This window comes from Mucilaginibacter sp. (assembly GCF_039925265.1).
In the GTDB taxonomy this organism is placed as follows: domain Bacteria; phylum Bacteroidota; class Bacteroidia; order Sphingobacteriales; family Sphingobacteriaceae; genus Mucilaginibacter.
Genome location: NZ_JBDSZG010000050.1, coordinates 94,378 through 107,218 on the forward strand (window position 1 = coordinate 94,378; position 12,841 = coordinate 107,218).

The following is a 12,841-nucleotide window of genomic DNA, read 5'->3' on the forward strand; positions in this document are numbered from 1 at the left end:
GTATGCCACAAGGCTAATCAAAAAGCTTCAGGTAATATTAGGAGTAAACTCGACTGTGGGTTTGCTGGATGGATTAATAATCTCCCTTTAATGAAAGAATACTCAAAATAACTACTTCATTTTGCTCGTTAACGTCATAAACCAACCGATGTTCGCCTGTTATTTTCGCGACCATACTCCTGATAGGTTATGTTTTAGCGGTTCAGGTTTTCCGATTCCTTCAAATGGATTTTCCTTAATAGCATCTATTAATTTACCAATTTTCTGTTGAACGCCTTTGTTTCCCGACCGCTTCCAATAATTTAAATCCTCAACAGCGCGAGGATTAAAAATTACTTCCATAGGTCTTTAGTGTCAATCTTAACACCTTTCCCATTTTTGATATCTTCCCGGCCTTGTAATATTTTCTCTACAAATTCCGGGTCGTAAGGGCTTTCACTCGATGTATAGTCGATTTTAAGAGCTTTAACAAAGGCTTTTAAAGCAGCAAGTTGCTCCCTGGTTTTGGGTTGTACTATAAGCGTCTCCATAATTCAAAAATACAATAAAAAAAACTAAAAAAGCCCTCAGATAATTCCAAGGGCTTTTCAATAATTCCATTATAATCTCTTAATAAATCGCCGGATACTTCCCCGGGCTTGCTTCGTTCATTACGCTGTAAACGGCTTCTATTATATCATCAAGCGATGGCTTGCTGAAGTAGTCACCGTCTGAGCCGTATGGCGGGCGGTGTTCTGCGCCGCAGAGTGTTTTTGGCTGTGCATCCAGTGAGTAATAGCCTTTTTGTTTTTCTATCACTTTCTGCAGGATATAGGCAGAACCTCCGCCGGGGATATCTTCATCAACTACCAGCAGTTTATTGGTTTTACGCAGCGAATTGGCGCATACGTTCTCGGTATCGAATGGATACAGCGTTTGCGGGTCAACAACTTCTATGTTGATGCCCATCTTCTCCAGTTCCACGGCTGCTTCCATAACAATACGCAGGGTGGAGCCATAGGTTACTACCGTAATATCGTTGCCTTCCCTTAAGATCTCCGCCTTACCCAATGGTACGGTGAACTCGCCAACATTGGTTGGTAGTTTTTCCTTTAAACGGTACCCGTTAAGACACTCTATTACCAGCGCGGGCTCATCGCCGCGTAGCAGCGTATTGTACATTCCTGCGGCTTGTGTCATATCGCGGGGTACGCAAATGTGCATACCGCGCATGGAGTTTAGGATGGTGCCAAGCGGTGAGCCTGAGTGCCAGATTCCTTCCAGCCTGTGGCCGCGCGAACGGACGATGAGCGGCGCTTTTTGGCCGCCGCGGGTACGGTAGCTTAAGCTGGCCACATCATCACTTAAAACAGTGAGGGCATATAACAGGTAATCGAGGTACTGAATCTCGGCAATGGGCCTTAAGCCGCGCATGGCCAGCCCAAGCCCCTGCCCTATTATGGTAGCTTCGCGGATGCCGGTATCGGTGATCCTCAGATCGCCGTATTTAGCTTGTAAACCGGCAAAACCCTGGTTTACATCGCCTATGGCACCTACATCTTCACCAAAGGCTACAATGCTCTTATCGCGTTCGAAATTAGCATCGAAGCAGGCATTCAGCACTTCGCGGCCATCTAAAAGCCTGGCGTCCTCAGTATATTCAGCCTTAACAACCGGTACTAATAACGGCGAGTGCGGTGTATCTGTAAATAATTTAGAGTTGAAACGTTCCTTGTTTTTTACAAATTCATCCTTCAGGTAATCGGCCAGCACCTTGCGTTCGTGCGAATTTTCGCCAAGGGTAATGCGTAATGCTTTGCGTACGGCAGCAATGGTATCCCTGCGGCCCGGGTCAACGCAGCTTTGCAGTTCATGCGTCAGCGCGTGTAACTCGTTATGCTTCGGCGAATACTCGGCAATGTTCTCTATGAGTTCAACAGCCTCGTCCATTTCGGTTTTTATCTCGCCTTCCAGGTCGGCCCAGGCCTCTTTCTGACATTCGCGTACATGCTTTTTAGCGGTCACTTCCAGTTCGTCAATATCTTCGGTAGTGATGATGGCCGATTCTATCATCCATTTGCGCATCTGCACCAGGCAATCGTGCTCATCTTCCCATCCCAACCTGGCTTTTGATTTGTAACGCTCATGCGAACCCGACGTAGAGTGCCCTTGTGGTTGGGTCATTTCTATTACGTGGATCATCACGGGTACATGCTCTTCGCGGCAGATCTTTATAGCACGTTCGTATGTTTCGCAAAGGGCCACATAATCCCATCCCTTTACTTTAAATATCTCGTAACCGGCGCCTTTGCTATCGCGTTGAAAACCTTTTAGTACTTCGGAAATATCCTCTTTGGTGGTTTGCAGTTTGGCGGGAACGGATATCGCGTAAGCATCGTCCCATATAGAAATAGCCATTGGCACCTGTAAAACGCCGGCGGCATTAAAAGCCTCAAAAAATAAACCCTCGGAAGTAGAACCGTTACCAATGGTACCAAAAGCAACCTCGTTACCGTTAACCGAAAACTGTTTAAGGTATTCCAGCTCTTTATTTTGGCGATATAATTTAGATGCGTAGGCCAGTCCCAATAAGCGCGGCATGTGCCCGCCGGTAGTAGAAAGGTCCGACGCGGTATTCTTTGTTTCGGCCTGGTTTACCCAGTTACCGTCTTTATCAACATAACGGGTAGCGTAGTGGCAATTCATTTGCCTGCCGGCCGATGCGGGGTCTTTCTCAATATCAGGATGCGCGTATAACTGCGCGAAGAACTCCTTCAGGTTACTCATACCTGTGGCAAACATAAAAGTCTGGTCGCGGTAGTAACCTGCGCGCCAGTCGCCATTGCGGAAAACTTTGGCCATAGCCAACTGGGCGACTTCTTTGCCGTCGCCAAAAATGCCAAACTTGGCTTTACCTGTAAGTACTTCCCTGCGGCCCAAAATACTGGCCTGCCTGCTTTCGTAACCAACGCGGTAATCGTTGATCACAATTTTTTTGAAATCATCAAAACTGAGTTCGGCAGCTTTTAGTTCATTGCCATGGTGTATTACAGTTTCGGGCATACAATATTTTGTTTAGGCGGTAAAATTATAAAATTCTATTCTGTTTTTGTAATTGGTAGTAGTAAAACATATAGTTTGTGCAATAGTTTTTAATTTACATTAAACCTTTTATATTTGTAAGAATCAAACAGGAACCATGAAAAAAATAATGATGATTTGCGCAGTGTTTTTAGGCCTTGCCTTCACTGCTAATACCGCGATGGCGCAGGATGATACCAAAGCCGAGTTTAAATTCACCGAAGAAAAACACGATTTTGGTAAAATACCGAAAGGTATACCCGTTACCACCGTATTTGAGTATACTAACGTTGGCCAGGAGCCTCTTATTTTAACTGACGTACGCCCTACCTGTGGCTGTACCATTGCCGATTATACCAAAACACCGGTACTAAAAGGTGGTAAAGGTTCCATCAAGATCACTTACAACGCGGCGGGTGTATCGGCATTTAACAAAACGATTGTAGTTACGTCAAATTCTAAAACGCCAACCAAATATTTAATTATATCTGGCGAAGTTGTTGAGAAAGTAACAGCAAGCAGTAAATAAATATCTACCCCTTTGCTCTTCAAGGAAGAGGTAGTGAAAATATTAAAGGCACCGATAAATTCGGTGCCTTTTTCGTTTATAGGTTTTTATAGTTCTGATAAAGGCCCCACTGTTAACATTCCGGTAACACTATGCAAATTGCAAAGTCATTAACTTGTTCTGAAAATAGGCGTTCCAAAAAAGTGTTTTATCTCGTTTTGAGTCGAATTTGCATTTTTGGTTAATTATTTTATTATCAGCAACTTATAAGGATTACTTAACGAACAGGGGTGTTCCAAAGTATTTCACGAAAAACTGTAAAATACTGATAATCAATATTGTTTTTAAAATAAGTGTTCCCATTTAATGTGGAACACTTCCGTGTAAAAAAGGTCCACAGATCTTTTATAAGACCAAAAGGCTTTACAATGGCGCTTATTGGGCTATATTTTTTTTACTAATTTTGCACCATGCCAAAAATTTCTCAAAAGGGGCAGCGCATGCCTGCTTCACCTATACGTAAACTAACACCATTTGCCGATAAAGCTAAGCTTGAGGGCAAAAAAGTATATCATTTAAATATTGGCCAGCCGGATATTGAAACCCCGGAGGGGATGCTGAATGCTATTAAGAATATAGACTTTAAGGTATGGGCTTACACTCCGTCTGAGGGAACGCTGAGCTATCGCAAAAAACTTACAGAGTATTATAACAAGCTGGGCTACAACATTACACCCGAAAATATAATTGTTACCACCGGCGGCTCGGAAGCGATCACTATTGCCATGATGAGCTGCCTGGATGATGGTGACGAGGTGATTATCCCCGAGCCATTTTACGCCAACTACAACGGCTTTGCCAACCAAACCGATGTGGTGGTAAAACCCATTTTATCATATATTGATAACGGTTTCGCGCTGCCGCCTATCAGCGAGTTTGAGAAACTGATCGGTCCGAAAACTAAGGCGATCATCATTTGCAATCCTAATAACCCTACAGGTTACCTTTATTCGCAAGCGGAACTGGATGGATTGAAAGAACTGGCGTTGAAATACGACCTGTACATTTTCAGCGATGAGGCTTACCGCGAGTTTTGCTACGATGGCCGCACCTTCATCTCCCCCATGCATTTGGATGGGTTGGATGAGAATGTCATCGTAATGGATACGGTAAGCAAGCGTTACAGCGCCTGCGGTGCCCGTTTGGGTTGCCTTATTACCAAAAACAAAGCGGTTATTGCAGCAGGTTTAAAGTTTGCACAGGCACGCCTTTCTGCAGGTATGGTAGAGCAAATTGCAGGCGAAGCAGCTGTTGATACCCCCGACGAATACTTTACAGCCGTTAACAAAGAATACACCGCACGCCGCAATACCCTGGTATCGGCACTGAATAAAATTGAAGGCGTTTACTGCCCTAACCCGGGCGGCGCATTCTACGTGGTGGCCAAATTCCCGATAGATAATGCCGATAAGTTTTGCCAGTGGATGCTGGAGAGCTTTAGCTACCAAAACCAAACCGTAATGATGGCACCCGCAACCGGCTTTTACAGCACCCCCGGCGCGGGCATTAACGAAGTGCGCATGGCTTATGTATTGAATAACGATGAACTTAATAAAGCGATGGTTTGCTTGGCCGAGGGCCTGAAAGCATATCCGGGAAGAGTTTAGCACAATGGCATTTGCCATAAAGCCCCAAATTATAATCCAAAGCCGTTAATACGCAAAGATTTGTGTATTAGCGGCTTTGCTCGTTTCCGGAGAATTACCTACATTCAGGCACAACAACATGAAATTCAGCGAAACTATCCATGCAGCTAAAAGCAAAAACGTAAGTTGGATAAATAATTTACGACTGATAGGCATGTTTGCGGTAGTGGTTTTGCATACGGCATCGCCATTGCTTTTCAATTACAAAACTGTTCCGCTGGGCAATTGGATGGCTGCGGATGTTTACAACGCCACAGTTAGGTTTGCGGTTCCTGTATTTGTGATGATAACGGGGGCATTGCTATTGGGCAAGGATTATGAACTGGGCGATTTTCTGAAAAAGCGGCTTGGCCGATTACTCCTACCCTTCCTGTTCTGGAGCCTGGTTTATGTGGGCTACCAATGGTACGAAGAAATTATTTATTTCAATGGCGGGATATTGGGCAATATCAACCTGGTATTACATCAGCTTAAAATTGGCAGTTCCTATCATTTATGGTATGTATACTTACTGGTGGGGCTGTACCTCATCATCCCCATCATCAGCAAATTTGTGCGGAACGCCTCAGAGAAAGAACTCCTTTACTTTTTGGCAATCTGGGTTATCACGATATTAATAAGCAGTCCCTATCTTACTCGCTTTGAAACAGCGGTAGAACTAAGATATTTTAGCGGATACATCGGCTACCTGGTACTCGGCTATTATTTAGCCAATAAACAATTCAATTTCCCGGGTGTGGCTTTTATAGCGGTATTAGTATTCATCTGCTTCGCAATCATTATCACCATCGGTACTTATTATCTCGAGGTAAGAACGAACGAATTGAGTACCTACTTTTACGAGCCGGTGGGCCCATTTGTGGTAATGCTGTCTGCCAGCGCATTCCTCATCGCGAAGAACGTTAGGGTAAAAATAGCACCCAAATTAGAACGTATTTTGGCAAATGCAGGGAAATTTACGCTGGGGATCTACTTCGTCCATGCACTGATATTGAATATACTGGTGCTGAATGGAGTTTCGTACGCCATTTTTAATCCCTGGCTGAGTATCCCGCTTGTAGCGCTATTATGCTTTGTGATATCGTGGTTGTTGATCTGGTTGATGAGTAAAGTACCGGTTTTAAAACACCTAACGGGGTAAAGCAATTTGCAATCAAATAAATGCTATCTGTGCATTCAATTTCAGATGATTCCTAAGCAAATTACTAACATCAGCAAAGGGTGAAATAACTACCTGTTATTAAATTGAAAAAGTTGCGAGATTGACGTCGCGCCATTGCTGTCGCGGGTTACAATACGCCAATAATAGGTATGCCCGCGGTCTACATCTACACCATAATTGCTGTATGCCGACGATAAATTACTCTTAAACAAGGGCGGGTTACTTGCTGTACCGAAATAAAGATCATAGGATGCGATATTGCCAGATACCGAACTCCCTTTCCAACTTAGGGTTACGGGGTAAGTTGTTACCATACTTTCGCCCTGTAACGGGCTGATCAACTCTGCAGGGAAAGGTGCATAAACGGTTGCAGCCGGGCCTGCAACATAAAATCTCCACCCCGCGCTCTCCACATCATGCGTGGTGCCTTTTACTACAACGCGCCACGAATAAGGTGTGCTTCTTTTAAGCCTTGCTGTATACTTTGCAACATTTACTGTTTGCTTAACAACCTGGCTGTTAAGCAAATTAGTTATATAAAGCTCATACAAATCTGCCCCCCCGGTTGCTTTCCACTCAAAGTCAACGGTGCTTACCGTATCGGATAATACAGCACCACTGTAGCAAACCTCATTTTGAAGCGGGGCAACCAAAGTTACTGTCGGAATAACATCATCATTTTTAGAAGGGCCGCCGCCCTTGCCACAAGCTGATAACACTATTAAAATAGCGAATAATGCCCGGTTTATTTTCATTACCGTTTTGTTATTTTATAAACACTCTCTTTATTACCCAATTTCAGCTTTACCAGGTATATCCCGTATTGAAAGCCGCCCATGTTAACCTGCAGCACCCCGTAAGGATTGGCAATTTCCTTAGTGTATAAAATGCGCCCGCCATTAATATTGGTGATGCTTATTATTGCATTAGGCGCTACGTTATTTCCCAGGTTTATATTCAGCACATCAACAACGGGGTTGGGGTATGGCAAAACATTGTTCGCAATGTCGATCACTTTTTCAATAATGCCCTGGCAAGGTTTATCGGTACTGATGGTTATCTTATTGTAGCCTTGTTCCAGTGGCAGGGTTACGCTGTTATCGGCTGTGTATATTTTGCCGTTAACACTGATATTATAAAGATTAGATCCATCCAAGTTAAGCTCTACCATGTTAGTGGTTTTGTTCACAATGGCGTAAACCGATAAGTCTTTAGGCTCGCTGATAGTTATGCTGAAGCATTGCTGATATTCGGGATAATTATCCACCGTAAGGCATACGTTGTACTCGCCCGGCGGAAGATTTTCAATTTTTCTATCAGAATAAAATTTAACTCCCCCGGTTAGGGCACCCGTAATATTTGCCGTATATGCTGCCGGGGTTTTGGCCGTTACAGTGATAATACCATTCTTGCTCCCCCTGCAAGTTATGTTAGTGCCGGCCACAGTAAAATTATTCACAGGTAAAGCTAATATTGCGCGCACTTCCACCGGTTTCGACATGATAGCAGGCCCGCTGCCATACTGCATACTACCTGCATAGGTACCGCTTGTTTTGGCAGTAAGATGCGGGCCGGTTGCACCTGCCATAGCCACGCCGTTTTTATACCATTGAAATTTAAACTGCTCGTCGTAAGGCGTAAGATCCAGGGAAGCCGAATCGCCTAAATTAAATGCGGCTGCCTGAGTGAGGTAACCATTTACATACACTGCGGGCTCGGGTAAAAAGTGAAAAACAGATAACGATGTACCGGGCCCTTTAGGGCCGTCGAGAGCAATATATCCTTTAGAACCTTCGCCTGCGGTAGCGGTAATACTGTTATCAGAATTTACTTTAAATGAGAGCACCGTTGTACCGCCTATGGTAACTGCAGTAGTGCCGGTTAAACCCGAACCTTTAATTTCAATAACAGTGCCTTTAGGCCCGCCTTCGGGACTAAAAGAAGTAATTTGCGGCCCGCCGGCAAGGTATCGCATAATATTTAAGCCCTGCTCGATCCCGTTTAGTCCACCGGGGTCTAATGCGATAAGGTCCAGCCTGCTGTCTCCGTCCAGATCGCAAAAAGCAAGTTCAGTTTGTGCACTAAGCGCAACAATTACCGGTGCATCGAACCCAATATTTGCGCCACTCTTATTTGGATACAGCAAAACCTTATCAATGCCCACCGAAATACCTATGTCGACCCGGCCATCGCCGTCAAGATCGCCAACCGCAATACTTGTGGGGGCAATGTCGGTACCGAAACTTTGGGCGCGCGTAAGTGCTATGTTACCGCTATTGCTGATATTTTTCCAAACGATAAGGCCAGGGGAATTTTTCACCGTCATAGCTATGTCTGTACGACCGTCATTGTCAAAATCCCCCAGGGCTATACGACTGATGGTGGCTCCTACAAGTATGTTTACTCTCGGCGCATATTTGATATTATTTTTTATACTGATGTTGCGGTACACGGCAAGTGTGTCACCAAAGCGAACCAATACATCGGCTTTACCATCGCCATCCAGATCGGCCAACTTAAGGTTGGGAAATAAAGAATGATCTGGCAGAAAGCCCGACGTGAGGTAATCTGCCTGGCCGTCGCCATCCATATCGGCTATACCTAATCCTGTTGGTATTCCCCTCTCGTCATAAAAATAATTTGTCTGGAAAGATGACACCAATACCGGCACACTCGGTTTATATGTGATAGAATCCCGGAAAACGGCCTTCACATATGCAGGTTTATCCTCGTAGGTACCGGCAAGTATCACATCAAGGTCGCCATCTAAGTCCCAATCTGCCACCTCCGAAAGGTTAGCACCATCGGTGTTATAACCGTTTCCGTATGTAAGCCTTAGGCTTTGTGCTCTTAAAAGCGAGATGTTGCCAGAAGTACTTTTGTTGAGCATATAATAGTTGAAGCTGTTACTTTCGCCAAAAGCAGTAACAGATATGTCGGCTTTGCCATCTTTATTAAAATCGCCTATACTAAATGATCGTGGGTTATTGCCCACCCAGGCGCTGGTAAGCGCACCATAAGAAGCGGCGGTTATCGGGGTACCGCCATTAAATGTGGGCGTAAAATACCGCGAGGAGTTGTAGGTGGCATATTGGGATGCTACGGTAATGGGGGCATAAACCGCCCCGGCGGGTACAGTAACTACCATTGTAGTTTTGGTAGCCGAGTTTACAACCGCCCTAACCGAACCGAAATACACAAAGTTTTCGGTAGGTGTAGTACTGAAATTATTACCGGTAATAGTTACCTTGCTGCCCGGAGCGGCGGCAGTGGGCGTAAATGATATTATTGCCGGCGTAAATTGGTACTTAAACCCTGAGTAAGTTGCACTTAGGCCGTTATCTAACGTAACCACAAGTTCACCCTCAGTACCACCTTCACCCAACACCGCTGTTATGTTATCCGTGTATGCGTAAGTCTCATGATATAATTGAAAACTAACAACCGGTTTACCATCAAGTTCTACACTTTTTACATTGTAAAAACCTGTGCCTATTACACTAACCGGCGAGTTGTAACGCCCTATATTCACATCAAGCAAACTGATAACGGGTTTTAACTTAAAATTACTTATGGTATCTGCACCCGGATATCCTTTTAAAATAATGTTTCCGTTGGCATCGCCTCCGGGCACTACCGCCCTTATTTCAGTTTCGGATACCACCCTGAAGCCCGTCTGTCTTTTATTAAAATACACTTCGCCCACCAGATCGAAACCAGTGCCTTTTAAGGTAACGGAATCGCCTTTAGCAGCAATTGCCGGCGAAAACGAGATAATTTGGGGTGGTGGTATATAAGTGAACCCAGCAAAGGTTGAACTTGCCTTTGTAGAAGTAACCTTTACTTCGCCAGTGGCGCCTTTGCCAACTACAACGCCTATCCCTTCGCCATACGGATCTACACTAAACGATGCCACGGGCACCCCACCCAGTGTAACGCCGGTGATATTCTTAAAATGCTCGCCCCTGATATAGATCTGCTCACCGGTTGCTGCGCTGGCAGGTGTGATGGCCAATATTTTTACCGCCTGGCTAAACGAGGTTACTTTTGTTAAAGTATCGGAATAAGCAGAGTTTGATACCACAAGCTGAACGGTATCGTTCGGCCCGTATAATTCGGCGGCATATACTGCGTTGTATGTAAAAGCTACAACCTTACCATTAACCAGCCACTTGTAATTATTTCCGCTTTTGCTGTAGTTAGTTAGTTTTATGTTACCTGTGGTTTCGGCCTGGGTTTCATCTATGGTAAAATAGGCCCGCGGTACCACTTTCCCGCCGCTGTTACCGCTTAATGCAAGATAACCATGTGCACCGCCAGCCCAAATGGCGTTTCCTTTTATTTGGATATCGTTAAGCGAGTAGCCAAGATAGCTGTAGTTATTATCGCGGTGCAGCCGCTCCCAAATTTCGCCTTTGTTACTTGTTTTATATACCTCAAAGCCCTGTATGCCATAGGCGATGCTATCGTTTACCACTATCATTTTTGATAGGTTGATGGGTGCTATTGCAATATTATTTTGCAACGTCCAATTGCTGCCTCCGTCTGTCGATGTAAAAACTTTGCCGTCCTTAGTATTTAACCAGGCAACATTGGCGTTAAAAAAACACAGGTAATTTATGCCCGTGTTACTGTAAACAGGTTCCCAGTTACCACCGCCATCAGTAGTGACATATCGTGCATTAAATTCGGGCCAATCGGTATTAAAAGCGTGTACAATTTTATCGCTTACAGCCTGAAGGTTAGTAAAATGTGTTCCGGAATCACGGAAGTTAACTGTCCATGAAAGGCCCCCATCGGTAGTTTTCAACACCCGGTATGTATCTACTGCATAACCTATGCTGCCATTCCCCGGGAAGGCCATGTCCCTTACAAAGGAATCGGGGACGTCATTAGGTTGGGAGTGAAAAACCAATTGAAACGTATTTCCGCCATCTGCAGAATATAAAATAGCAGGCACCAGTGCATAACTTCCATATACCAGCAGCTTGTTACGGTCGAAAGCCTTTACACCGCTCAATTCAAAACCGAAGGTTAGATTTACCTGGTAACCATTGTAATTAACATTAGAAAGAGTGATAGGCTTATATGCAACTGTTTTGCCGCTATCTGTAGTAAAGCCCAGGGTTTTGGTAAAAGCAATGTACCCTTCCGCCCCCGAGTAAAAATCCATTTTTTCGACATGACTATTCTCGTTACCTTCCAAATGGACCTGCTTAAACTGGCTAAATGCCGGTACTGCGAAAAAAAACATCAGAAATAGCAAAAAAACAATATGGCTTATACTATATAAACGCTGGCCATTTTTTGGGTGATGCTTAATGAAGACGGGGAGAAACATTAAATATGAATGATAAGTTTAGTGCGACTAAATATAATATTATTTACAACATTTTCAGCAACAAGGCGGCAGGTATAATTTTTTGAACGCCTAAAACCCGCCCGTAAACCAAACAAATTCGTATCTTTGCTTCATCTGCAAACTGGCAAACAATACTGCCAACTCAAAAAATGGGGTCGACCGGAATTGACAGGATGGAGATAAATAAGTAAGCATGCAGCGCGTTGGGTGAATTAGCGCTTAAATCTGAACGCTCAAACTTACAAATGGCGAAAATAACTACGCCTTAGCTGCCTAATTTAGAATTAGCATAGCTTTTGTCCCGCCGGTTTTCTGTTCTGTTGGATCGGCAACCGGGGCATCGAAAAACGGAAATAGCCTGCTTAAAGGTGTGGTAAGCGAGCGAAACAAAGCACCTAAGGATTAAGGTACAGGTAAGCGGTTAACCTTCCATAGTCCCTACAATTAAATAACAGCTAAGCATGTAGAAAGCTTACCTTATACCATGTTTGGACGAGGGTTCGAATCCCTCCGGCTCCACCCGAAGGGATAATCGTTAGATTATCCCTTTTTTTTCAATTTCAAGCAATCAATTTTCTTTCATTATCAGATAGTTATGATCCAAACCAGCGAGTATGGTTGGTGTTCGATAGATACCATTTTGGTAGTACAAATTGCTGTCGAACACGGTAGAAACCAGTGTGCGTTTTCTAACTGTATCTGATAATTCATAAATACCTTTCATGTCATTTAGCTTGTGCATATGATCCTGGAATAATTTAAATCCTCCGGACATATTTTTGCTCAATCGTTCAATGACGGCCCGTAGGGTAAATATTTCGCCATTGTAAGTTGATGATCGATAAGATCAATGATTAAGCTTGGTACCCGTTTTACGTAATGTACTGCAACAAATCAATGTTATCGGTACCGAATCCGCAAAGAAGTAACAGAAAATGAAAATGTAACCAATTAAATATTATAGCAGGTATTATTCCAAAGGGTGAATATGGCCTTGTCTGCGTTACCCATTATGCCCAATAACTAAATTGACAGAAAATTTT

The 12,841-nt window shown here is 44.0% G+C and carries 9 protein-coding genes and 1 other RNA gene; 4 read left to right on the plus strand and 6 right to left on the minus strand.

Annotated features, from left to right (window positions below):
• Window positions 1-159 precede the first annotated feature (159 nt).
• The 3 genes from ABIX36_RS23245 to ABIX36_RS23255 all read right to left on the minus strand — a co-directional run bounded on the left by ABIX36_RS23245 (window position 160) and on the right by ABIX36_RS23255 (window position 3,042).
• Window positions 160-342, minus strand: a complete 183-nt coding sequence (locus ABIX36_RS23245) for a Txe/YoeB family addiction module toxin (protein ID WP_348084558.1) — start codon at window positions 340-342, stop codon at window positions 160-162.
• Complete coding sequence (locus ABIX36_RS23250) at window positions 333-530, minus strand: DUF2683 family protein (RefSeq protein WP_348084559.1); 198 nt, start codon at window positions 528-530, stop codon at window positions 333-335. The genes ABIX36_RS23245 and ABIX36_RS23250 overlap by 10 nt, the downstream gene beginning before the upstream one ends.
• A gap of 79 nt (window positions 531-609) precedes the next feature.
• A complete protein-coding gene (locus tag ABIX36_RS23255; RefSeq protein WP_348084560.1) occupies window positions 610-3,042 on the minus strand; it encodes a thiamine pyrophosphate-dependent enzyme in 2,433 nt (810 codons plus the stop codon).
• Between the two features lie 136 nt (window positions 3,043-3,178).
• Here ABIX36_RS23255 and ABIX36_RS23260 point away from each other — a divergent pair, with 136 nt between their 5' ends.
• The 3 genes from ABIX36_RS23260 to ABIX36_RS23270 all read left to right on the plus strand — a co-directional run bounded on the left by ABIX36_RS23260 (window position 3,179) and on the right by ABIX36_RS23270 (window position 6,415).
• Window positions 3,179-3,589, plus strand: coding sequence for a DUF1573 domain-containing protein (locus ABIX36_RS23260; protein WP_128533318.1), 411 nt, complete (start codon window positions 3,179-3,181; stop codon window positions 3,587-3,589).
• Window positions 3,590-4,038: 449 nt separating this feature from the next.
• On the plus strand, window positions 4,039-5,235 hold the full coding sequence (locus tag ABIX36_RS23265) for a pyridoxal phosphate-dependent aminotransferase (RefSeq protein ID WP_348084561.1): 1,197 nt from the start codon (window positions 4,039-4,041) through the stop codon (window positions 5,233-5,235).
• A gap of 118 nt (window positions 5,236-5,353) precedes the next feature.
• Window positions 5,354-6,415, plus strand: a complete 1,062-nt coding sequence (locus ABIX36_RS23270) for an acyltransferase family protein (RefSeq protein ID WP_348084562.1) — start codon at window positions 5,354-5,356, stop codon at window positions 6,413-6,415.
• An 89-nt stretch (window positions 6,416-6,504) separates the two neighbouring features.
• Here ABIX36_RS23270 and ABIX36_RS23275 read toward each other — a convergent pair whose 3' ends face one another.
• Together ABIX36_RS23275 and ABIX36_RS23280 are read right to left on the minus strand one after the other, a co-directional pair.
• Window positions 6,505-7,191 (minus strand): hypothetical protein, encoded by a 687-nt coding sequence (locus tag ABIX36_RS23275; protein WP_348084563.1) that lies wholly within the window; start codon window positions 7,189-7,191, stop codon window positions 6,505-6,507.
• Complete coding sequence (locus tag ABIX36_RS23280) at window positions 7,191-11,690, minus strand: IPT/TIG domain-containing protein (protein WP_348084564.1); 4,500 nt, start codon at window positions 11,688-11,690, stop codon at window positions 7,191-7,193. The genes ABIX36_RS23275 and ABIX36_RS23280 overlap by 1 nt, the downstream gene beginning before the upstream one ends.
• A gap of 259 nt (window positions 11,691-11,949) precedes the next feature.
• Between ABIX36_RS23280 and ssrA the strand changes: the two genes are divergently transcribed.
• Window positions 11,950-12,320: a transfer-messenger RNA gene (ssrA, locus tag ABIX36_RS23285) on the plus strand.
• A gap of 46 nt (window positions 12,321-12,366) precedes the next feature.
• Here the strand turns inward: ssrA and ABIX36_RS23290 are convergent.
• Window positions 12,367-12,540 carry a hypothetical protein gene (locus ABIX36_RS23290; RefSeq protein WP_348084565.1) on the minus strand — a complete coding sequence of 58 codons (174 nt, stop codon included), beginning with the start codon at window positions 12,538-12,540 and terminating at the stop codon, window positions 12,367-12,369.
• Window positions 12,541-12,841: the final 301 nt, after the last annotated feature.

Coding starts and splice junctions, on each gene's coding strand:
- ABIX36_RS23270 (WP_348084562.1), top strand. CDS start 5,354: ATGAAATTCAGCGAAACTATCCATGCAGCTAAAAGCAAAAACGTAAGT.
- ABIX36_RS23260 (WP_128533318.1), top strand. CDS start 3,179: ATGAAAAAAATAATGATGATTTGCGCAGTGTTTTTAGGCCTTGCCTTC.
- ABIX36_RS23245 (WP_348084558.1), bottom strand. CDS start 342: ATGGAAGTAATTTTTAATCCTCGCGCTGTTGAGGATTTAAATTATTGG.
- ABIX36_RS23255 (WP_348084560.1), bottom strand. CDS start 3,042: ATGCCCGAAACTGTAATACACCATGGCAATGAACTAAAAGCTGCCGAA.
- ABIX36_RS23290 (WP_348084565.1), bottom strand. CDS start 12,540: ATGCACAAGCTAAATGACATGAAAGGTATTTATGAATTATCAGATACA.
- ABIX36_RS23265 (WP_348084561.1), top strand. CDS start 4,039: ATGCCAAAAATTTCTCAAAAGGGGCAGCGCATGCCTGCTTCACCTATA.
- ABIX36_RS23280 (WP_348084564.1), bottom strand. CDS start 11,690: ATGTTTTTTTTCGCAGTACCGGCATTTAGCCAGTTTAAGCAGGTCCAT.
- ABIX36_RS23275 (WP_348084563.1), bottom strand. CDS start 7,191: ATGAAAATAAACCGGGCATTATTCGCTATTTTAATAGTGTTATCAGCT.
- ABIX36_RS23250 (WP_348084559.1), bottom strand. CDS start 530: ATGGAGACGCTTATAGTACAACCCAAAACCAGGGAGCAACTTGCTGCT.